The organism is Rhodopirellula baltica SH 1 (assembly GCF_000196115.1).
Lineage (GTDB): Bacteria > Planctomycetota > Planctomycetia > Pirellulales > Pirellulaceae > Rhodopirellula > Rhodopirellula baltica.
This window is the reverse complement of the sequence record NC_005027.1, coordinates 6,618,785-6,640,729: the sequence shown is the minus strand read 5'-3', so window position 1 is coordinate 6,640,729 and position 21,945 is coordinate 6,618,785. Positions and strand designations below refer to the sequence as shown.

Sequence of the window (21,945 nt, the reverse complement as noted above, 5' to 3'; positions counted from 1 at the left end):
GACTGGCCATGCTAGAGCTGATCTCGTCCTACTCGACCGTTGCGATCGTGGTTGCCGCGTTGGCGCACCTGCTGTTCTTTTTCGTGCTGGCGCTGTGGGCGAGGGGGGATCGTAAAAAGATCGTGCAAACGCTCCAGCGTTTCACGGACTCGTTGCCCAATCGCAGCCGCATGGACTACGACGCTCACCCGTCGGACCAAATCGAAGCCTGCCTGGCGGACATCCACGATGTCTTGGTCGAACCTTCGGGCTCTCCCCATCGTGTCGCGCTCAGTCAACGAATGCGAATTCTCGATGAACGTCGCGACTACTTGCATTCACTTCGTTTTGAGACGGCTTGGAACGTCGCCCGAACGATGATCGAGGCCTACCCGCTGGCCGGTGTCCTGGGCACGATCCTCGCGATCGGTGCTGCCCTTGCTTCGGATGATCAAGCCTCCGTTGGTGTGATCGTGACACGCTTCGGAGATGCTATCTGGTCGACGTTTGCGGGGTTGGCTGCGGCGATCACATTGATGTTGATCAACAGCTTTTTCGAACCAGGGTTTGCCAAGCTTTCAGAAAACCGTTTGCACGTTCGCGAAACGGCATCGAAAGCCAAACGAGAATTGGGACCGGCCGATCGAGTCGATCCCAATGCGATGTCGACCACGCCGGCAACGGAAGCGACAACGTGAGCGAACCGGTGTCTCTTTCCAACGAAACCTCAGCCAACACATCCGGCGTCCTTCGTCGACGAACTCGGTTTCAGTTGACACCGTTAATGGATCTGCTGCTGATCATTGTGTTTGCACAATTTTTGGAAATGCGTGAAACGTCGCAGGAACAAACGCAAGAGATCGAACAAGAACGCCAAGCATTGCTGGACGAGCAAACGATGTGGCGAGCCGAGCGTGACCAAGCGGTCGCGGATCGCAACATGGCTTTGGCAACGCAGCAAGCCAACACGCAAGATGTCAGTCGTGCCTTGGAGATGCTTCGTGGGTGGCTGAACCTGGATGCGGAATCCTCTGAACAAGCCAACTTGCGATCCAGTGCTGATTCAGGAGACGTCATCGCACGAGCGATCGAAAGATCACGGCAACTCGCTTCCGCCGACCCCAACACGCTGATCCGATTTTTGGTCGGACACGATGAATTGCTCAAGCGAGCCGAAGTGTGGACAGTCCACGCTCGTGAAACGGGCGACGTAGTCTTTGATGCTTCCGGATACACCGAAACGTTTCGTCTCGAAAGTCGCCGACAAGCTCAACGCACCGAAGAAATCGCTGACCGGCTGTTTGCTGCTTACAAACAATCACCACAACCCAAGGGGTTGATCGTTGTGCTGGTGTCATACGCACCGCGAAGCGTTGCCGGGGTTTACCAGCCGTTGATTGATGCCATGCCCGCTACACTGGAACGATTGCGAGCGGACACACCGACCAGCCGTTTCGAGTACACGATTCTCGGTGCGGCTCAGGCCCCCGAACAAGCAAACAATGTGGACAACGCGGAAGCGTCCACCGAACCCGAAAACCTCACCCCACTTCAGGGAAACCCAGACGATGCGTAAACGAATCCCGTTGGCTGTTGGCGGTGGAATCGCTTTGTTGATCGCCAGTCAGTTTCTCGACTTTGGCCTGGGGTTTCGAAGCGGTGAATCACCGTCCGTTTCCACCAACCCCGATGGCTCTTCCGCCATCCTTGATGCGATCGTCGCTTCGGAAGAAGACACCTCTGAGGAAACCGAGACCAAATCAGACACGGAAACTCCGCTGCCGGTGGTGACGCCCGAGATTGTCGATGTTTTGATCGAGGGCGAAAGCTACCTCGTCGTCACCAATTCGAATCAGCCGGAGCAACGACAGGCATTGGCACTGGAAGCATTGTTGTCGGCCGTCCAAGCCGCACCGGGCGATTCCAGTGGCATCAAGGTTCGGATCAGTCGCACTCCATCCGCGATCGCAATGGCCGAAGAGTTCCTGCTCGAACAACTTCGGCAATCTGGAGTGGATGAGGACGAAATTGACCGACGCCGACAACTGGTTGAACGACCGTTCGACGAAACTGGCAGCGCGACAACGGAATCGACGCTCTAGGTTCTCGCAAACAAAACATCCCCGCCCGCTGAAACACACAGTGTCGTTTCGGCAACGTTTTTGGTTACGCCGCGTTCCACGATGTACGACGAGATTTTCAACATGACCGTTTCCCTACGCAACGACCGCCTTCGAAAGACGTTGGCGGCGTTTTCCGCCAGCGTCATCGCCGGACTTTGCATCAGTTCCCTGTTCCATCCCGCCGCGAAGGCGGACGAACCCACCGCCTCGAGTTCACGCATGAAATTGGAGTATCCCGTCAGCCGTCGTGACGAAGTCGTTGACGATTACCACGGTCGCGAAGTGGCGGATCCGTATCGCTGGTTGGAAGATGTCGAAAGCGATGAAACGGCGGCTTGGGTCGAAGCTCAAAACGAGGTCACGCAGAGCTACTTGCAATCTTTGCCGCAACGCGAATCGATGCGAGCACGCTTGGAAGCTTTGTGGGACTATTCGCGAACCGGTTTGCCCGCCAAACGAGGTGAAACGTACTTCTACACTTTCAATGATGGACTGCAGAACCAAAGCGTTCTGTATCGCACCCCCGTCGATGTGCCTCCGTCCCAGTGGGAAGCCAACCGCGAAGTCTTGCTGGATCCCAACAAGCTGAGCGAAGACGGCACGATGTCGCTCGCATCTTGGGTGCCCAGCGAAGACGGCAAGTACCTCGCCTATGCCATCGCCGATGGTGGCAGCGATTGGCGAACTTGGCGTGTCCGCGAAGTGGCGACCGGCAAAGACACCGATGATTTGATTCAGTGGTCCAAGTTCAGCGGCATCGCGTGGACGCCCGACGGCGACGGGTTCTACTACTCCCGTTATGCCGAACCCGCCGAAGGCGAAGAGCTGACCGGGACGAACGACAACCAAATGATGTACTTGCATGAACTGGGCACACCCCAGTCCGAAGACAAACTGGTCATGAAACGTCCCGACCATCCCAAGTGGGGCTTTGGTGCATCGGTCACCGACGACGGCCGCTATTTGGTGATTTCCAATTGGAAAGGCACTGAACCAAAGACTCAGGTGTTCATTCAAGACCTGACGATCGAAGACGCGCCCGTTCGCGGATTGATCATGGGCTTCGACGCCGACTACAGCTTCGTCGGCTCGGTAGGCTCCACGTTGTACTTCCTAACCGACCACGAGGCCCCACGTCGCCGCGTGATCAGCTTGGACGTGGCCGAACACGCCAAACGCACCGACGACAACGTTGATGAACCCGCCGATCGAGCAGGCTGGGAAGAGGTCATCCCCCAAAGCGAACACGTTCTGGAGCATGTCTCGTTGCTCAGCGGGGTGTTCTTTGCCAACTACTTGGCCGACGCTCTGAACCAAGTCGAACGGTTCTCGCTCGACGGATCTCCAATGGGACCGCTGGAATTGCCCGGCAAGGGCTCCGTGGGCGGCCTGGGAGGCCGACAAGATGCCAAGGAGACGTTCTTTTCGTTCACCAATTATGTCACGCCACCGAGCATCCACCGCGTTGACGTGGCCACGGGCAAATCCGAGCTGGCAATCATGCCCGAAGTCGCCTTTGACGTCAGCCAATACGTCACCGAACAAGTCTTCTGCACCAGCAAAGACGGCACCAAGGTTCCGATCCTGATCACGCGTCACAAAGACGCGCCCATGGACGGCAGCAACCGCACGTTGCTGTACGCTTACGGTGGGTTCAACATCTCGCTGACACCGTCGTATTCGCCGGGCATCGCAGGTTGGTTGGACGCCGGTGGCGTGTACGCCGTGGCAAACCTGCGAGGTGGTGGCGAGTACGGTCGCGAATGGCACGAAGCCGGCATGCAATTGAAGAAACAAAACGTCTTCGACGACTTCATCGCAGCAGCTGAACACCTGATCGACATGGGGCTGACCAGCCGCGAGCGACTGGGCGTGCGTGGCGGCAGCAACGGTGGTTTGCTGATCGGTGCGGTGATGACTCAGCGCCCCGACCTGTTCGGTGCATGCTTGCCCGCGGTCGGTGTGATGGACATGTTGCGTTACCACAAATTCACGATCGGCTGGGCTTGGGTCAGTGAGTTTGGAAGCAGCGACGATGAGACACAAATCGACAACCTGTTGTCGTACAGCCCGTTGCACAATTTGAAACCTGGGACATGCTACCCAGCCACGATGGTGACCACGGCGGATCGAGACGACCGCGTCGTTCCGGGGCACAGTTTCAAATTCGCCGCGGCACTGCAAGCGGCTCAATCGTGCGACAACCCAACGTTGATTCGGATTGAAACACGTGCCGGTCACGGTGCGGGTACTCCGACCAGCAAAAAGATCGACGAGTACGCTGACCTTTGGTCTTTCTTGCTCGAAAACTTGAAGTGATCTTGGTTGTTCAGCAGCCTCATCCGAAGATGAACACTGCTTGAACCAATTCATCCAATGAAATCATCGCACGCGGATGGGAACGCCCCACCGCGTGCGTTGTTTCATCAAGCTCAACACACTTCCCCCAATCTCACCTGCCCACCAATCCGATGCTGCTTCAACAACCCGACGAAAGTCCTTACGACGTGAACTTCCAGTTGTTTGGATTTCCGATCCGAATCGCCTGGACGTTCTGGCTGGGTGCGGCGGTGTTTGGTTGGAGCTTGGTGCAATTCTTCGACAGGATGGAGGGCAGCCCCGGGCGTCTCCCGTTGTTGTTGCTGTGGGCACTTTGCATGCTGTTTTCGATCCTGATTCACGAACTCGGACACGCATTCGCGTTTCGTCAATTTGGTGTCGAATCGTCGGTGGTTTTGTATCACTTCGGCGGTCTCGCGGTACCTCGAACCACCAACAACTACGGTGGTTTCGCCTCGTCATTTGCTCCACCGCGACTCAGTCCCGCCGCGGAACTCTGGATCGCACTGGCAGGCCCGCTTGCCCAGTTGGCATCGGCCGCTGTGATGGTCGCTGTTGTCAAAGCGATGGGGTACAGCGTCATGGCCTTCGCGTTGATGCCGTATCCGTTGAGTTCCATCCCCGGCATCCTGGAAGGGAATGACTTCGAGAGCGTCGGACTATTCGCGTTGGTCACGTTTTACGTGTGGCCAAGCGTGATTTGGGCGGTGTTGAATTTGATCCCAGTCTTCCCGCTCGATGGAGGCCGAATCATGCGGTCGTTGGTGATGATGGGCGGCGGTCAAACGGACACATGGCTGTGGATCAGCATGATCGTCGGTGGTGCTTGCACGGCGTACGGTTTTTCGTCGGGAAACATGTTCCTTGGCATCCTTTTCTTGTCTTTGGCGGTGGGCAACTACCAAATGCTGCAAGGCCCGACGCGTTACTAGCATGCACTCGCTTGTGTCTCACGCGTGCAGCGTGTCTGCATGGTGCTTCACTTCACCACCACCATCTCGATGTTGGTGACATGCAATCAACGATCGCGTGAGCACCGATCGATGCAACGGTAAACATCCGCAGGTGTCATTGAAGACACTTCGCAAGACGTGTTGCACTGCGCAAACATGTGCGTGTCGAACGCTTCAACACGTCGCTTCGTGCGCAACTTTTGTCTTCAACTCGACGTTGATTGACCGTTTTGAGCGATCAACGCGTTGTTTTTTTCAAACTTTTTTTGTGCTGTTCAAACGCGTGTTCGTTGCATGATTTAGCGTCGTGTAAACATGTCGCGCCGCCTGCTTGTTTGCGTTGCGATAACAACACGTTGCACGCGTGTTACTGCAAAAACATTGAAAAAGCCAAGTGTTACCGCACTTGTTTGCAATCGACGTTGCAACGTTGACTTGATCGTTGATGGCAACAACACATGCGCATCATCACGAACGAAGTGAAACAACATGCAAAAAATGCGTTTGCCGTAGCAAATTTTGTTGGCGACGCAAGCGGTTTTTTCACGAAAACATGTTGCGGAATCCAGCGAAGCGCGTACAGTTACGCGCACGTACTAACGATCGTTTTTGTTTGCAAGGTCGATGAGGATCATCGAAGCGGATGGAATCGATCACCATTGATTGTTGTTGAGCCGTGGCCGGTGACTTGCAATCAACTTTGACGACGAAGATGTCGACGCAATCGCGCTGACCGAATCGATGTCACAGCTCGCAAGTCACAATGACTCAGCAACAGTTCCTTTCTCGCGGAGGAAGAACGTGGCCAAGAAAAAAGCAACCAAGAAGACCGTCAAACGCGCTGCTAAAAAGAGCGTGAAGGCAGCCAAGAAGACCGCTCGCAAGGCAGTCAAGAAGAAAGCCGTTAAGAAGAAGGCTGCGAAGAAGGGCGTCAAGAAAACCGCTCGCAAGGCAACCAAGAAGAAGGCTGTAAAGAAGAAAGCCGTCAAGAAAGCAACCAAGAAGAAGGTCGCCAAAAAGAAGGCAACCAAGAAGAAAGTTGCGAAGAAGAAACGACGCTAAGCCGATCGAATCCGGCGACCAATCAGGTTCGTCGACCATTCGTGAATCAAATTAGACAAGCCACGTTGAGCTCCAAGTTGGAGAACGTGGCTTTTTTTATGCCCTGGCTCAATCGAGGGAGTGGAGAACGAGAGGGCGCTACCAACCACCGTGTCGCGACGCTTGGCGTGCAATTGAGCCCCAAAATCTCGCTTCGCCTGAAACGTTGATTTCCAGGGCCATTTAATCGCCGCGGGGACTGGTTTGGCCGCCTCGAGCGGCTTAATTTGGCCTCTGTCAGCTCCTCCATCACCCCTTCCTCGCTGACGTCCACAGGGCCTGTTCGCCCATCCGTGCCAATCCAACGGAACCTGCTTGATGTCGACACCCGATACGTCACCTTCCGCCTACAACGATCGCCCCCAAGCGACCACGGGCATGCCGCCCGGCATCCCTTACATCATCGGCAACGAAGCGGCTGAACGTTTCAGCTTCTATGGCATGAAAGCCATCCTGACCGTGTTCATGGTCGACTACCTGCACTGGATGAGCAGCGCGGCCACGAACCAAGGCATGAGCAACGCCGAGGCGACAGAGCACTACCACACGTTCACCGCCGCGGCGTACTTCTTTCCCGTGATCGGTGCGTTGCTGTCGGACATCTTCCTGGGGAAGTATCGAACGATCCTTTACCTCTCGATCGTCTACTGCATCGGCCACGGTGCTCTCGCATTGATGGGCTCGCCACCGATGTCCGCGGGCATGTGGCTGTTCGCCGGCTTGCTGCTGATATCAATCGGCTCGGGCGGAATCAAACCTTGCGTCTCAGCTCACGTCGGGGATCAGTTCGGCAAATCGAACTCGCACATGCTGACGAAGGTGTACCAGTGGTTTTACTTCAGCATCAACTTCGGCTCGTTCATCTCGACGTTGCTGACACCTTGGGTCCTCGAACACTACGGACCGCACTGGGCCTTCGGGATCCCCGGCGTGTTGATGGCAATCGCGACGCTGTTGTTCTGGATGGGACGGCACAAATTTGTTCACATCCGGCCCGGTGGCTATCGCTTCTTGCAGGAACTTCTCTCCTGGGAAAAGTTCTCCTCGATCCCCAAACTGATGATCATCTTCTCATTCGTCGCCGTGTTCTGGGCGTTGTTTGATCAAACCGGTTCGTCTTGGGTTCTACAAGCCAAAAACTTGAATCGAGAATGGCTCGGCTACACCTGGTTGGAGTCGCAAATCCAGGCGATCAATCCAATCCTGGTCCTCACGTTGATCCCGTTGTTCCAATTCCTGATCTATCCCACGATCGACCGCGTCTTTCCACTCACCCCCATCCGCAAAATCAGTCTTGGCCTGTTCGTCATGATTGGCGGATTCGCGATCGTCGCGTTGCTTCAAGAACGCGTTGACGCTGGCAGCCAACCCTCCATCGGTTGGCAATTCCTCGCCTACGCCGTGCTCACCGCGTCTGAGGTGATGGTCTCGATCACCTGTCTGGAATTCGCTTACACGCAAGCCCCAAAAACGATGAAGTCCATCGTGATGGCGGTGTTCCTGTTCTCGGTATCGATGGGCAATGTCTTCACCGCCACGGTTAACCGTTACATCCAAACCCCCGCTGCGGCATCTCTTGCCGCTGACATCGACCTCGAAGAGGATGCCAAGGAACCAATGGACAACGGAAGCTTCGTTGGCGAACTGAAGCTCGATGATCCAGCCGCCCCAAAACTGACCCTGCTAGGCCCTGACAACACTCTGGGAACACCGGACGACGCGACCCTTCTGCTGAACAAGGAAGGCAAGCTGGATTCGATCGAAAACGCATCCCTGACGAGCTTCAACGCCGTCGCGGAGAAGATCGAAGCCTACTTCCTGGATCAAACCGGGGACGACTCCACCAGAGCCTTCCCGAGCGTTGAGGAAGCTCAACCGCTGGTTGCCGGGGCTGAGGACGCATTTGGCAATCCGATCACCTACAAATTGCTCTCGCGAGACCAGTACCAACTCGTCTCAGCGGGTGCGGATGGTGAAAACGATACCCAGTGGGACGAAACCCTGACCGGCACCGTGGACCGAGCCAACACGTCGGACACAGTGAACACCGACGCCCCAACCTTCAACTGGCTCGAACGCCAAAAGATCGCCATCGAATCCGAAGGCGATCCCAACAAAGCGGAAACCGTCAAAAGCAAGTTGATCAGCGAGCGTGGAGGCGGTGACGAGACCAAACTCTCACGCGACTACGCAATCGGCGGTCGCACGCTCCTCGAAGGTGCCGCTTACTTCTGGTTCTGGACCACGTGCATCTTCGTCACCGCCATCTTGTTCGTCCCCGTCGGTTATCTCTACAAAGAGAAGACCTACATCCAAGACGAAGAAGACGCTGAACACGAAGCCGAAGCTCTCGCCGACGAAGCCATCTCAACTTGAGGTTGCTGTCCGAGCGACGTCATCGATGAACAGCATTCGCCACGGTTTGAATCAATGAACCGTGGCGAAGAGTTGTTCGGTGATCACTTCATCTCGCGACGTGATTCCAGCTCTTGAAAGATCTCGCGTAAACGCTGGACCGAAGCGGGTTTTGTGACGTGCCTGTCAAAGCCCGCTTCCATGGCCATCCGAATGTCTTCGGGTTGTCCGTTGCCGGTCATCGCGATCAGCATGCTGGAATCCAATTCCGACAAGCTACGGAACTGTCGTGCTAGCTCGTAACCGTCCATGTCCGGCATGCAGATGTCAGAAAAGACAATGTCGGGCCGCAACTCGCGAGCGAGCTCAATGCCTTCGGGTGCACTGGGGGCTGAATGCACCTCGTGCCCCATCGCACCAACCAACATCGTGAACATTTTCGCGATCGCGGGGACATCATCGACCACCAACACCCGAAAACGTCGCGTCGGCCTGTCTTCTTCGACGATCGTTTTTGGCTCGTTCGGTTTGGCATCCAAACACGGCAAGTGAATCCGAAACTCGCTTCCGGTCGACGTGTCGTCGCTGTCCACCAACGAAACCCTCCCACCGTGCAGCTCGACCAATTGCTTGACTAAGGTCAGGCCAATCCCCAGCCCGCCGCGACTGTCCTTCAACGTCTCATCCACCTGAGTGAACATCTCAAAGATGCCCTTGCGGTGTTCCGGTGGGATGCCAACCCCGTTGTCCTTGACCGCGATTTCCACCTGGCCGTCGACCTGTCCGCATGAGATCTCAATGCGACCGCTCGGCGGTGTGTACTTGCACGCGTTGTTCAGCAAATTGGTCACCACCTGAGTCAATCGCACGTAGTCGCCATGCACGTGGAGAGATTGCTCTGGATCGGTTCGTCGAATCAGTTCATGTCCCATCTCGTTGCACAACGATTCCACCGCTCGGCAAGAATTGGCAACGATGTCGTGAATCGAAACCGTTTCCCGCTGCAAATCGATGCGTCCCCGTGTGATCCGCGAAACGTCCATCAAGTCATCGATCAATCGCACCAACTGGTGGACTTGGCTCTCGAGAACGGTGCTGATCTCGTTGACTTGGTTCGGATCCTTTGCCGCGAAACGCAGCAGATCGACGGCATTGCCGATCGGCGTCAACGGGTTGCGCAGTTCGTGAGCCAACAGAGCGAGGAAACGATTCTTGCGTTCGTCCATCTCACTGAGCAACGCCTTCTCTTTCTGCAATTCACGAAACAGTCGCTCGCGTTCGAGCGTGTCCGCGTGTGACTGCGTGACGTCATCGATGATCAGCAGAATTCGATCCGAGTGCCCGTCGTACCGGTGCAACGAAACGGCGGAAACATTGACGTGCACCGTTCGCCTTTCACCATTGGCATCCTCGCCCTTGGCACGGTATGTGTCCACGCAGCGGAACACGCTCCCGTCGCCCACCGCGTCTCGAATTCGCTGGCACTCGTCCAGCTTGTGATCGGGAATGATCGGCAACGGATACCCAAGCACCTCGGCACTGGTCCAACCGAAGATGGCTTCGGATGCTTCATTCCAAAGTTCCACGCGTCCATCGTAGTCCATGACGATGACCGACAGCGGCGATGCTTGGATCATCGTTTGGAACATGCGAGCGTGATCGCGTTCCCGCTCCGCCGCGGCGATCAATTCGATCTCTGACTCGACCGATGCCGACAGCTCTCGCAGCGTCTCCAGCTCGTCTTCGGTCCATTCACGTGGAACGATATCGACGACGCAAAGCGTACCGAGCACTTCCCCCGATCGCGTTCGAATGGGAAATCCGGCGTAAGAAACGATCCCGTACTCTTCGATCGCCGGATGGGCAACGACACGAGGATCGACGCGAGCGTCTTCGATCAAGAAACGCTCGCCTGCGCGCACCGTCAACTTGCAAAACGAGTGACTCAGCGGCGATCCACGTAGCGTCGCAAGCGGTTCCGGCAAACCAACACAGCTTTTGAAGAACTGCCGATCTTCCTCGATCAAGGTGACCACCGAGGCGGGGCATTTCAGCAAGCGGGCCGCCAACCGAGTGATCCGATCGAACGACTCTTCGGCGGGACTGTCCACCAACGACAGACTTCGCAGGGCCTTCAGCCTCAGTGGATCTGTGATCGGGTCAGCGGATCGATTCATCGATGCTTTCGTCGGAATTCGCAGTCTCGTTTGACAAAAAAAGGGGGACGGTTCCAAGAAACGTCCCCCAAACTCATACCGCATCGATCTTAACTGTGTCCCTTCACTTTGTCGCGGGGCAAACCGAGGCTCCCCCGCGTGGCGAACGATTCAGCCGATTCCGGTGTGCCTCCTATGGACTCGGCAACGAAACACCGGCGGGCAAGAACGTGACCTCGCGATCATTGGCAACCTTTGGCCCCTCCGTGCTGCGTCCCGTTTCGACGTATTCGTTGAGCAAAAGCAACAACGAATCGACGACTTCTGGATTCTCCTTCGCGACGCTGTTCTTCTCGGCGGGGTCCGTCTCCAGGTCAAACAACTGCATCGGAGGAAGCCCTTGAAGCTTTGCCTTGGGCTCCCGAGGATTGCTCCAGCCACCGCTGCCGTGCGACAAGCACAGCTTCCAACTGTCACGACGAATGGCGAACGAACCACCGATGCTGTGGCTGACCAAAGCTTCGCGATCCGATGAATCGTCACCGCCAAACACATCAGTCAGATCAAACCCGTCTTCACCGCCAGTCGCTTCCCGTGGTTGATCCGTGATCGACTGCAATGTCGCGTACACATCTGTCAAACAGGTAAGCGCATTGGTCGTCTTGCCCGCGACGACCTTTCCCGGCCATCGAACGATAAAAGGCACGCGGTGACCGCCTTCGTAGATGTCCGCTTTGTGCCCGCGATACTTGCCACTCGGATCATGGCCATGTTTCGCGAGTTCACCAAAGTTGGCTTCCGGTGAGCAACCGTTGTCACTGGTGAAAATCACCAATGTGTTTTCGTCGATGCCTGCTTTGGAAATCGCATCAAGCAGTTGGCCCATGTGATGATCCATCTGCATCACAAAATCCGCGTACGGATTCATGCCGCTGGCATCTTTGAACGGCGGTACCGGAACGATCGGTGTGTGCGGGGCCGGAAGCGGCAAATACAAAAAGAACGGCTTGTCTTCTTTCACACGTTCTTCCACGTAAGCGATCGACTTGTCGAACAAGTGCGGCAACACCTGCTCGATCTCAAAGTCATCTCCAATCGGACCGTTGCGATACCAACCGTAGGGATTTTGTTTCTTCGTCACGCCTTCTTTTCGAGTCGGCACACTGGTCGGCGTGCCGGTGTCGACCCAAACGTAGGGTGGCATGTCCAGCGATCCGCAGTGACCGTAATACTGGTCGAAGCCGTTGTTGTCGGGTCCATTCAAAACCGGCTTCGAGAAATCAATCTCTTTGCCATTTTTATGCCAATCCCATCCGAGGTGCCACTTGCCAATCATCGCCGTGTGGTAGCCGGCACCTTGAAGCAAGTGTCCCAAGGTCGCTCGGTCACCGGGGATCAAGTGCTCACTGGTTCCGCTCAAGACACCCTTGGCCAATCGCGAACGCCAGTTGTAACGACCGGTCAACAATCCATAGCGAGTTGGGGTGCACACGGAACTGGGCGTGTGGGCATCCAAGAACGTCAACCCTTCGTCAGCCATTTGCTGCAACCGAGGCGTCTTGATCTTGCAATCCGGATTGGTCGGCGAGACATCACCGATACCCAGGTCATCCGCCATCACCAAAATGATGTTCGGACGTGACGCGACATCATCCGCGTGAACTCGCGACGCTCCCACATCGATCAGACAGGGCAGAGCAACAACCGCGGAAACAACAAACCATCGCAACCAATTCATCAGTAGCCAATCAATCAGAGTGGGGAGGGGAGAGAGGGATCCCACATTCTAGATACGAAGCTCGCTGATGCACAAAGCTTTCGGTGAGATCCCGCGAGGTCCCACAAACTACCAAAGAATGGAAGCGTCTTTTCAGAAAGGACGCGCAAACTCGCGACCAAACATCACTTCGCCCGCGAATGCGACAGCCGCAAAACAAATTGCGACAACCTGAATCACGCTGTGGTCAGATTCCACTCACGAGGTCGGTTCAAACAGTTGCGAACCCTTGATTTGCTCCTGCGTCAAACCGACTGAGACGGTCGCTTCCGCCCAAGAAATCTCTCGGATCAGTTCACGACTGATCAACACCTTTTTGCCCGGCCACCAATTCCGAGTGTCCACGATCAATTTTTGAATGGACCAATTCTCGTCGTCGACCAACAACCCTTCGACGTGTCCAACATGGTCATCGGTGCCCTGGATGGTGTAGCCGGAAACTTCGTTCACGCTGCGAAGATGATTGCGTTTGACGTCGTCCGTGTCGACTTGGTCCATCGGCACCAATCCCGCTGCCAGCGGCATCGGCGTGTAACCGCTACCTGCCAACGTTGCTCCAGCCGGTCCCCAGTAGTACGGCACATCAAAGTGCTGATAGAGCTCGATCTCCATCTGTCGCGAAACCGGGCGATCGGACTCAACCGATGGGCTGTCGCTGACCTGTTGACTGGTCAACGGAACGGCGGCACTCGCGGCATTCCAATCCGCGTTTTGGACCACACCCGGTGGCAACAACACTTGTCGTCCCGGCAACCAGTGCCCCGTGTCAACGACCAGATGCCTGACAACCCAAGTCTCGTCATCAAACAACAGGTCACAAATCGATCCCACACTCCGATCGGATCCAAGCAATTCGGTACCCAAGATGGTCTCGGTAGAAATCAGCATGACATGGTTCCTCTCAATAGGCGGATGGGTTGCGCAGTGAACATCGTATGCAAACAATGTTCCGAAACCGATTGCTAGATCGCCTAGCGATACCGCTGCGAGACAACTCGAAATTCGTACCCGCCACTTTTCGAAACGCAGTCGAAGACAGTCCGCGCGATCTCCTCCACCGAGTCATGTCCCTTTGAGACCGCATGACGAAGTTCCACCGTTGCCAGTTGCGCTTCCAATGCCTCTGGAATCAACTTGAGGATCTGACGATCGCGAGTGGAGATTCCTGCCTGCATCAGCAAACGTTCTTCAAATCGCTGCAGTGGACTGGGGCGAGTCCAAAGGAAATACAAGCGTTTCTCTTCGCTGGGATCATCCAGATAGCGAACCTGAGGATTCGATGCGAACTGATTGACCAAATCAACTCCCGGTCGCGCTCCCCCGAAAACGCCCAACTCGATCCCAAAGTGGTCCAACTGCGCGGCGTATTCATTCAAATCGTTGGCCTTCCATTCTATCTGCCATCGTTTGAATCTCGGGATGATGTCGGCATCGGAATCTCCGGTTTCGTCCGGACCGCTTCTGCCAATCGTTCCGGATTCAGTGTCTCCCGATGGAACCATGGAATTCATAGCTGACTCGGTCAATGTCACCTGTTCGGCAGCCGACACAAGTGACTGAACCGATGTCGTCAAATCAGTGGTGCGGAAGTCCACCGTTTCCTGATCCGTCGGAACAACAAACGGCGATTCAACGGTCGCGGTCCCACCTGCCGAGACGCGAGTGATCTCCGCCACCGGTTCGTTCAAGACGATCTCATCCTCCGGCAGCAGCACCCAAAGCAGAAACAGCACGCCGACCAAGCTGGTCAGCATCAGCAAGACCGCCATCAACAATGAAGTCACCGCATCAAACCAACTGGTTTGCATTGAGGACGCCCCACGTTCGGATGACGACTTCAATTTCCGGCCGGCGAACTTCCACGCATTTTGATTCATCGGACCACTCGCAGAGAGAAGGAAGGGCGACTGCCCAAGAGAAGCTCCGCGAGTTTAACCGTTCACCGAAACCAACACCAACTTTTCAATGAAGTTGGTCAAACAACGTTGGCCTCTCTATCCTTGACGGCGAGGATCGAACAATCATCTGCCCGGACGCTGCTTGTCGAGAAACGCCTTGATTTCTTGATGCATTTTCTCCGACGCCCGAATGACCAATGCGCCCTCCTGAGGATAGGGAGCCATCGTGGCGTTTCCACCGCGAGCTTCCCAGTGCTTTGGCAAGACCTGATCTTGCACTGTTTGCATGATCAAGTCAGGTCGAAAGGTTCCGTCTTTGGACCACGCCGGCAAATCATGAAGCCGATAGACATTGGCAAAGGTTGTTCCTGGATCGACCAGGACCTCTCCATCCGCTGCATCCGCCGACACTCGCGAATTGGTTGTCACTGCCATTCCGGCCAACATCAAACCCAGCAACAGGGCACCGCACTTCAGACGCATTGTTCAATCCTTTTAAGTTGCGTTTGTCTCTTGCTAAATGCAAGAACGTGATATCGAGTGTTATTCTACCGCGATCCGGGGGATCCTCAAATACCAATCCAGATCGAATGGATCCGACTCATCTAAGAACGACAAATGGATCGTGCCTCTTCTACATCAGAGGGTAGCCGTCGGTAAGCGATAGCGTCACCGACGAACATGTGCCCCGACACCACCGAGTCTCACCGAGTGAGTCGCACTGCAACTTACTCTGATTTGATCGACTTCCGTACGCGTCCGCACTAACATACGTGCGCTGCATCATTGTGGCGAATGCCGTGATTGCCGGCATTGATTCTGCCCCACCACCTTCGATTGGGTCCAGCTCGTTTTATGTTCTCCTCGAACCAACTTCATTGCCTTTTGCTTTTGGCCGCCGCCGTTGCAGTTCCATCGTCAACCGTTGCGGAAGAAGGTTACTGGCCCGACGGAAAAACTTATTGCGTCACTCTGACCTATGACGACGGAATCCCAAGCCAGATCACTCATGCCTTGCCGCAGTTGAAAGCAGCGAACCTCAAAGGCACGTTTTTCTCGCCTGGCGGCGTCACCTATCGTTGGTCGCAAGAAGACCTTGACCAGGTTCGTGAGGAAGGGCATGAATTGGCCGGGCACACCATCCTCCATCCTTGCGCTCGCAAAAACGATTGGGTGAAGCCGGGCAACGCTTCAGAAGATTATGACGATGCTCGCATGGCAAAAGAACTCGATGAGAACCTTGCGAACCTCATCAAAAATGGCGTCAAACGAGAACTCGCCACATTCGCCTACCCGTGTGGCAGCACATCCATCGGAGAGGACAACCACAGCTATGTTCCTCTGGTCAAAGAACGATTCTTTGCCGCCCGTGGCACCCAGTTTGGGTTCGAAATACCCAGCCAAGGTGAAATCGATCTGTTTGAGGTCAAGACCGTGGCCGGTCACGAACGAGACCTGGCGTTTCAGCTTGATCAAATTCGCAACGCTCGCGAGAAACAGGGTTGGTTGGTGTTCATGTTCCATGGCGTGGGAGGCGACCATCTGGTGATCAGCACAGACGACCATAAAGAAATGCTTCGCTTTCTACAAAACGATGACTCGGTTTGGGTGGCAACCTTTCAGGAAGCAGCGGCCTGGGTGAAGAGCAAACAATCAACGGCACCATCCGTCACGAGTATCCCTGAATAAGCCATTCGAAGTGACCTGTTTGAGTGCCAACCGCAGGCTTCATTGCTCATCTGCTCGCTCGTTTCGCCTGTTGCAACCACGTTCAAAACGAGATGCGAGAGAAGCGTCTACGAAGAAGGCCTTTGTCGTTTTGAAGACATGACGCGGGCTTTCAGTCAATTCGGCGAATCAGTTTCGCGGGATTGCCGGCCACCACCACTCCATCGGGAACGTCTTTTGTAACCACGCTTCCAGCGCCAATCACGCTGCGTTGCCCGATCGAAACGCCCGGGCAGATCACGGCTTTGCCACCGATCCAAACATCGCTGCCGATCGTGACTGGTTTGCCGAATTCCTGCGTCCGCCGTGGGCCTGCATCCAAAGGATGCGAAGCTGTGTAGACATGAACGCCAGGTCCAAAAAACACAAAATCACCGATCCGAACTTCGCAGACATCCAAAACCACACAGTCGAAATTGAAATACACGTTTTGGCCGAGGTGAATGTTCGTCCCATAGTCGCATCGAAACGGTGACTCCAACTGAACCGAGTCTCCACCGCTGGCGAATAGTTTCCTCGTCAGCACGCGCCGAAACGCTTCGTCGCGAGGCAAGCTCGCGTTGATCTGCTGACAACGCTCTCGAGCGATGATCCGCGCCTCGACCAACTCCGCGTCTCCCGCGTCGTACAACTCACCGGCCAACATTCTTTCTCGTTCGGTAACCATCCAAGCCCACCTCGTCCCTTAGAAATTGTTGAAGAAGTCCTGATTGCCAAAGTTGTGTCGATTTGGCCATCCATGGCCTTTCGACTTGGGGTATTCGGGCAACAACCACCGATCACGCCATTCCATCTTTTTCGCTCGGCTGGACGACACACCACTGGTATCGTCTATGGTCGAGGACGTCGGTCATAGCAACGCCAATCGCATCCGCACGACGAACATGATCAGGGGAGGTTCAACCGAGTGGCCAAAGTAACGCAAATTATAAATCAGATACAATCTGGTAACGCCGCCGCATCAGATCTCTTGCCGCTCGTGTATGAAGAGATGCGGCGTTTAGCACGCCACAAAATGCAAAACGAGGCCGTCGGACAGACACTTCAACCCACCGCACTCGTTCACGAAGCCTACATGCGTCTTGTGGGAACGGAGGACCATCCGCAATGGGATAGTCGCGGCCACTTCTTCACCGCTGCCGCGGAGGCGATGCGGCGGATACTGATTGAGAACGCCCGTCGGCGTCAGAGCCTCAAACGCGGCGGCGATCGCAAGCGGTTTGAAATCGCCGAAGACGACGCGATCATCCATTTCGACAACGCGGAAGAACTACTCGACTTGAACGACGCACTTACCAAGTTCGAACGGAGCGAACCTGAAATCGCAAAGCTGGTCGAATTGCGGTACTTCGCCGGCCTGTCGGTGGACGAGTCTGCCGAGGCACTCGGCATCTCACCTCGAACGGTCAAACGAAACTGGGCGTTTGCTCGTGCGTGGCTCGGACGAGAACTGAATGTGGACAAAGATCTCTAAATCGAATGGCCCCGGAAAGCCTTCGATTTCGCATTGCACTCTGTGGGATCAAAGGTGTGATCCCGTTGGTTGAACTGACTGACCGAATCAGTGACGCTTCCAATTCCAACTGGACATGTCGGCTTCGATGACTGTTGCATCTGAAAAGACCATTTTCTTCCACGCACTTGAGATCGATTCTCTCGAGCAACGGACAGAATACGTCCGGCAAGCATGCAAGAACAACACACAACTACTTTCAGCGGTCTCTGCCTTGCTGCGAGAAAACGATCGGGAAGTGAATCCAATCGACCGTCCTGTCGCTGCGGAAATGCTCCCGACGATGATGTCAGGCGAACTCACGGACCCTCGTTTCTCCCCCGGTGCGATGGTCGGCCCTTATCAATTGATGGAACGAATTGGTGAAGGAGGATTTGGATGGGTGTTCGTGGCTCAACAACGGTCTCCAGTCCAGCGTCGTGCCGCTCTCAAGATCATCAAACCGGGAATGGAATCTCGCGAAGTCATCGCCCGATTTGAAGCGGAGCGACAGGCGATTGCGTTAATGGACCACCCGAACATCGCGAGAGTATTCGATGCCGGCGTGACCGAAACCGCTCAACCCTACTTTGTGATGGAATTGGTTCGGGGCGTTCCCCTCACTGATTTCTGCAACAGCAATCGACTGCGCATTTCAGATCGACTGCAACTCTTTGTGACGATTTGTCATGCAGTTCAGCATGCTCACCAAAAAGGAATCATTCATCGAGACCTCAAGCCATCCAACATTCTTGTGACACTCCAGGATGGTCGTCCGCTCGCGAAAGTCATCGATTTTGGAGTCGCAAAGGCGATCGGGCAAAGCCTCACTGTCAAAACGATCTACACCCGATTCACATCGATGGTCGGGACTCCGGCGTACATGAGTCCCGAGCAAGCGGCTATGAGCACCGATGACGTGGACACCCGGAGTGACATCTATTCGCTGGGCGTGTTGCTGTATGAACTGTTGACCGGATCCACACCATTTGCACCGGACCGCCTTCAAACCGCTGGCTTCGACGAATTGCGTCGGATCATTCGTGAAGAAGAACCGCCTCGTCCGAGCACGCGTCTGAGCACTCTCAACTCTGAAGAATCTAGAACCAGCGACGTCGAACGTCTGGGACCACCGACCACGCCATCCACTGCGATGAAACGCGATCTCGACTGGATCGTGATGAAGGCACTGCACAAAGATCGCAACCGACGCTATTCGACGGCGGGTGCACTGGCGGAAGACATCTTGCGTTTCCTGCAAGACCAACCTGTTGAGGCTCGTCCGCCATCGAGTTGGTATCGATTCACGACTTTTGCACGACGAAACAAAGTTGCCATCTCGACATTCTCTCTCGTTGCGATCGCATTGATTATTGGAACCGCAACCAGTCTTTGGCAGGCTCGCGAAGCCATCCGGGAACGCGACGAGAAAGAGTTGGCTCTTGCCGAAGCACGCGAAGCAGAAGTTGCCGCAAACGCAGCGAGATCGGAACTGGAGAACTTCAATGACCGACTCAATTCAACCACCGTTTTGCTGGCCGCCGGACGCGCCAATGCGGATGCTCAAAGATGGCCGGACGCCTACGAGGCCTATTCAGAAGCAACTCAAGTCTTGCCGAAGTCCTTTTTAGTCTGGCTGGAACGAGGAGGGCTGAACGCGAAACTAGGCCGCTGGGAATCATCCGCGAACGACTTTGTCAAAGCAGTCGAAATTGGCTTTCCAATTGAACAAGCTGAGCTAAATGGGGTCCCTCAGATTTTGCTTTATGCCGGACGATCCGACGCTTACGAAACCCTGCTGCAGGAACTCCGGCAATCGGACACCGAGGTTCCATTCGCGGTTTCAGCTCGAGGGCAACTGGTCGGTTCTCTCTCACCGAATCGTGCAGCGGAATTAGCAGACCAAATGGAACAAATGCTTTCGAAGACGTTTGATTCAGACGTAAGCTCGGGGCCGCTAAACAAGCGTCAACGATACGCCAAAATTTACTACGGCGTGAATCTCTATGTTGCTGGCTTGGCTCACCTGAAAGCGGGCGACTATCAACAAGCACTTCACCGATTGGAAGAAACCAATCACGCGAATTGGTTTGGACGTGGGATCGCTAAGCCACTCATTGCGATTGCTCATCACAGAATGGGCAATGCCGACGACGCCGTTCAATCCTTCGAAGAGTCGCAAGTCTTCCTGGATCGAATGCTGGATGAAAGTATCGAGCGATCAAAGGGTTCGCCGTCCATGCCATGGATCGACTGGATCGAGTTTTTGATCCACCACCGCGAAGCCAGCATCGTCGTAAAAGGGCACACACCGGCCGCAGACCCGCGGTTCCAGCAACTCCAAGTCTTCGCGGACGCAGCCATCGACGGGTGATTCTTTCTCGAAGCACACTTTGTTTCTGGGCCTTCCCACGTTTCTGGGCCTTCCCATTAACGAGACGAATTTCTCTGGCCCCGATTACAAACAGATTTCGCATTGCCCAATGGAACATTCCACGAAACAAGACGGCCGCGTACCAATCGCTGAACGAATGTCTGTCAACGGCCGCCAAAAATCGGACAAACTCATTGGAGTTGAAAATGAAGCCATCCTGTTTGTGCCTTTGCATCATTCTGATCGCCACACCCGCAATCCGTGGACAGGACATCCCATTGAACGTCGCGGAGCAGCCAGATACTCAAGACAAATCACAGCTCACTGGCTTGGACACCGACAAGGAATTGGACTCGACAGCAACACTCGATGAATTCCTTGTCAACAGCGAGCATTGGGGAATGCGATCATTCGCTCAGGACGTTGCGGACGGCGACTACTTGGTGAACCTCTACTTCGCCGAGACGTTCCCTCGAATAACTGGCCCCGGCCAACGAGTCTTCTCGTTTCGAGTCAACGGAATCGAATTCGATGAATTTGATATCTGGCAGAAAGCCGGCGGAAGCAATCGCGTCTACGTCGAATCCGTTCCGGTAAAAATCAATTCCGGCATCCTCTGGGTAACCTTTTCATCCGAGATGGATTACCCCACGATCAAGGCGATTGAAATCATTCCACAAAAAGAAACGGCATCCGTCGAAGAGATCATCCGAATCAACGCAGGCGGGCAAGCAACTGCGATTGACTCGTCCGGACGGAAATGGCTGGCGGATCAAGGTTTCATGGGCGGTCGGACCATTTCAGGAAACCGATTCTTTGGCAACGGTGGTTTCCGCTGGGCTCCCACTCAATCGACGTTGGTATTCATGAATCATGACGAGGACGTGAACCTCCGCTTGGAAGAAGCAGAATTGCCAGCGGCACTTCGGTTCGTCCATCCGAGGCTCGATGAAGATCAAAACGGCGTCGCTTCGGTCGTTGAAGTGGCTCGGTTCGACGCATTCATACTTCGCCATCCACAAGGCAGTGAACTGAAGGCTGCGCTCACGGAAGACACGGCTCCGACCGAACAAACCATCGCTCGCCTCCGAGAGACTCTGGACGCCTTCGAATCGGAGGCGGCCAGACTCGATGCAGATGTCGTCGTGCAACTTTCGACTGCCAAGCAGGCCGAGTGGGGCTCGTATCTGTTCACCGTGGTCGCCATGATGCTTGCTGCTCTCAGCTTTGGCCATCTGTTGACGGCAAATCCACCACGTCGCCAACGATGGACACAAATCGACGCGTCACCAATTGCAACACGGACGGTCATTGAATCGCTCGTGCTGATAGGTTTACTTTCCTGCGTCGATCTGCTTTGGACGACCACGATGTCAACCGAAATTCATTTCCAAGAGATGAATCCGGTGGGAAATCATTTCTTGCTCGAAGGCACTTCCTTGACGGCTTTCAAGGTGGTCAGTTTGGCGTCCGCGCTCGCGTTGCTGTTCTTCCTTCGAAAGTTCAAGGGAGCCCAAATGGCGTCTTGGTGGACATGCATGGTCTGCACTTTGGTTACTTTCCGTTGGATCGTCTTAGATTCGACGATGCTCAGTTGAGTCTGCTTTCAACACAAATTCTTTCGCTCAACCCGCCGAAGTTCACGTTTCGGCCGTCACAATCTCCGCCC

The 21,945-nt window shown here is 55.0% G+C and carries 17 protein-coding genes; 11 read left to right on the top strand and 6 right to left on the bottom strand.

The features are described from left to right. The first annotated feature begins 8 nt into the window (after positions 1-8). The 7 genes from RB_RS25645 to RB_RS25605 all read left to right on the top strand — a co-directional run bounded on the left by RB_RS25645 (position 9) and on the right by RB_RS25605 (position 8,872). Entirely contained in the window at positions 9-677 is a 669-nt protein-coding gene (locus tag RB_RS25645; RefSeq protein WP_011123691.1) for a MotA/TolQ/ExbB proton channel family protein, read from the top strand. Further along, positions 674-1,555 (top strand): hypothetical protein, encoded by an 882-nt coding sequence (locus tag RB_RS25640; RefSeq protein WP_011123690.1) that lies wholly within the window; start codon positions 674-676, stop codon positions 1,553-1,555. Before RB_RS25645 ends, RB_RS25640 begins: the two co-directional genes overlap by 4 nt. Next, a complete protein-coding gene (locus tag RB_RS25635; RefSeq protein ID WP_011123689.1) occupies positions 1,548-2,081 on the top strand; it encodes a hypothetical protein in 534 nt (177 codons plus the stop codon). Before RB_RS25640 ends, RB_RS25635 begins: the two co-directional genes overlap by 8 nt. An 81-nt stretch (positions 2,082-2,162) precedes the next feature. Then, positions 2,163-4,421, top strand: coding sequence for a prolyl oligopeptidase family serine peptidase (locus RB_RS25630; RefSeq protein ID WP_164922509.1), 2,259 nt, complete (start codon positions 2,163-2,165; stop codon positions 4,419-4,421). Between the two features lie 152 nt (positions 4,422-4,573). Then, on the top strand, positions 4,574-5,374 hold the full coding sequence (locus RB_RS25625; RefSeq protein ID WP_007325327.1) for a site-2 protease family protein: 801 nt from the start codon (positions 4,574-4,576) through the stop codon (positions 5,372-5,374). Positions 5,375-6,196: 822 nt separating this feature from the next. Next, positions 6,197-6,457: a hypothetical protein gene (locus tag RB_RS25610; protein ID WP_007339808.1), complete on the top strand. Its 261-nt coding sequence runs from the start codon at positions 6,197-6,199 to the stop codon at positions 6,455-6,457. A gap of 357 nt (positions 6,458-6,814) precedes the next feature. Next, positions 6,815-8,872 (top strand): POT family MFS transporter, encoded by a 2,058-nt coding sequence (locus RB_RS25605; RefSeq protein ID WP_164922508.1) that lies wholly within the window; start codon positions 6,815-6,817, stop codon positions 8,870-8,872. A gap of 83 nt (positions 8,873-8,955) precedes the next feature. On the opposite strand, the gene RB_RS25600 is transcribed toward RB_RS25605, so the two are convergent. From RB_RS25600 to RB_RS25580, 5 genes are all read right to left on the bottom strand, one after another. Then, on the bottom strand, positions 8,956-11,112 hold the full coding sequence (locus tag RB_RS25600; RefSeq protein WP_011123683.1) for a hybrid sensor histidine kinase/response regulator: 2,157 nt from the start codon (positions 11,110-11,112) through the stop codon (positions 8,956-8,958). 88 nt (positions 11,113-11,200) lie between these two features. Then, complete coding sequence (locus tag RB_RS25595) at positions 11,201-12,745, bottom strand: sulfatase family protein (protein ID WP_164922507.1); 1,545 nt, start codon at positions 12,743-12,745, stop codon at positions 11,201-11,203. A gap of 237 nt (positions 12,746-12,982) precedes the next feature. Further along, on the bottom strand, positions 12,983-13,672 hold the full coding sequence (locus RB_RS25590; RefSeq protein ID WP_007333519.1) for a PRC-barrel domain-containing protein: 690 nt from the start codon (positions 13,670-13,672) through the stop codon (positions 12,983-12,985). An 83-nt stretch (positions 13,673-13,755) separates the two neighbouring features. Next, positions 13,756-14,661 (bottom strand): hypothetical protein, encoded by a 906-nt coding sequence (locus RB_RS25585; protein ID WP_011123679.1) that lies wholly within the window; start codon positions 14,659-14,661, stop codon positions 13,756-13,758. A 144-nt stretch (positions 14,662-14,805) separates the two neighbouring features. Next, positions 14,806-15,165 carry a hypothetical protein gene (locus tag RB_RS25580; RefSeq protein WP_011123678.1) on the bottom strand — a complete coding sequence of 120 codons (360 nt, stop codon included), beginning with the start codon at positions 15,163-15,165 and terminating at the stop codon, positions 14,806-14,808. A 372-nt stretch (positions 15,166-15,537) separates the two neighbouring features. Between RB_RS25580 and RB_RS25575 the strand changes: the two genes are divergently transcribed. After that, on the top strand, positions 15,538-16,371 hold the full coding sequence (locus RB_RS25575; protein ID WP_164922506.1) for a polysaccharide deacetylase family protein: 834 nt from the start codon (positions 15,538-15,540) through the stop codon (positions 16,369-16,371). A gap of 151 nt (positions 16,372-16,522) precedes the next feature. On the opposite strand, the gene RB_RS25570 is transcribed toward RB_RS25575, so the two are convergent. After that, positions 16,523-17,077: a sugar O-acetyltransferase gene (locus RB_RS25570; RefSeq protein ID WP_011123673.1), complete on the bottom strand. Its 555-nt coding sequence runs from the start codon at positions 17,075-17,077 to the stop codon at positions 16,523-16,525. Between the two features lie 240 nt (positions 17,078-17,317). On the opposite strand from RB_RS25570, the gene RB_RS25565 reads away from it, so the two are divergent. From RB_RS25565 to RB_RS25555, 3 genes are all read left to right on the top strand, one after another. Continuing rightward, entirely contained in the window at positions 17,318-17,884 is a 567-nt protein-coding gene (locus RB_RS25565; protein WP_011123671.1) for an ECF-type sigma factor, read from the top strand. A gap of 127 nt (positions 17,885-18,011) precedes the next feature. Then, positions 18,012-20,276, top strand: coding sequence for a serine/threonine protein kinase (locus tag RB_RS25560; RefSeq protein WP_164923048.1), 2,265 nt, complete (start codon positions 18,012-18,014; stop codon positions 20,274-20,276). 206 nt (positions 20,277-20,482) lie between these two features. Beyond that, positions 20,483-21,874: a malectin gene (locus RB_RS25555; RefSeq protein WP_011123668.1), complete on the top strand. Its 1,392-nt coding sequence runs from the start codon at positions 20,483-20,485 to the stop codon at positions 21,872-21,874. Positions 21,875-21,945: the final 71 nt, after the last annotated feature.

What these genes read in the sequence shown, in the direction of transcription:
- RB_RS25645 (WP_011123691.1), top strand. Translation starts at nt 9, where the DNA reads ATGCTAGAGCTGATCTCGTCCTACTCGACCGTTGCGATCGTGGTTGCC.
- RB_RS25635 (WP_011123689.1), top strand. Translation starts at nt 1,548, where the DNA reads ATGCGTAAACGAATCCCGTTGGCTGTTGGCGGTGGAATCGCTTTGTTG.
- RB_RS25630 (WP_164922509.1), top strand. Translation starts at nt 2,163, where the DNA reads ATGTACGACGAGATTTTCAACATGACCGTTTCCCTACGCAACGACCGC.
- RB_RS25625 (WP_007325327.1), top strand. Translation starts at nt 4,574, where the DNA reads ATGCTGCTTCAACAACCCGACGAAAGTCCTTACGACGTGAACTTCCAG.
- RB_RS25605 (WP_164922508.1), top strand. Translation starts at nt 6,815, where the DNA reads ATGTCGACACCCGATACGTCACCTTCCGCCTACAACGATCGCCCCCAA.
- RB_RS25600 (WP_011123683.1), bottom strand. Translation starts at nt 11,112, where the DNA reads ATGCGGTATGAGTTTGGGGGACGTTTCTTGGAACCGTCCCCCTTTTTT.
- RB_RS25595 (WP_164922507.1), bottom strand. Translation starts at nt 12,745, where the DNA reads ATGAATTGGTTGCGATGGTTTGTTGTTTCCGCGGTTGTTGCTCTGCCC.
- RB_RS25590 (WP_007333519.1), bottom strand. Translation starts at nt 13,672, where the DNA reads ATGCTGATTTCTACCGAGACCATCTTGGGTACCGAATTGCTTGGATCC.
- RB_RS25585 (WP_011123679.1), bottom strand. Translation starts at nt 14,661, where the DNA reads ATGAATCAAAATGCGTGGAAGTTCGCCGGCCGGAAATTGAAGTCGTCA.
- RB_RS25580 (WP_011123678.1), bottom strand. Translation starts at nt 15,165, where the DNA reads ATGCGTCTGAAGTGCGGTGCCCTGTTGCTGGGTTTGATGTTGGCCGGA.
- RB_RS25575 (WP_164922506.1), top strand. Translation starts at nt 15,538, where the DNA reads ATGTTCTCCTCGAACCAACTTCATTGCCTTTTGCTTTTGGCCGCCGCC.
- RB_RS25570 (WP_011123673.1), bottom strand. Translation starts at nt 17,077, where the DNA reads ATGGTTACCGAACGAGAAAGAATGTTGGCCGGTGAGTTGTACGACGCG.
- RB_RS25560 (WP_164923048.1), top strand. Translation starts at nt 18,012, where the DNA reads ATGACTGTTGCATCTGAAAAGACCATTTTCTTCCACGCACTTGAGATC.
- RB_RS25555 (WP_011123668.1), top strand. Translation starts at nt 20,483, where the DNA reads ATGAAGCCATCCTGTTTGTGCCTTTGCATCATTCTGATCGCCACACCC.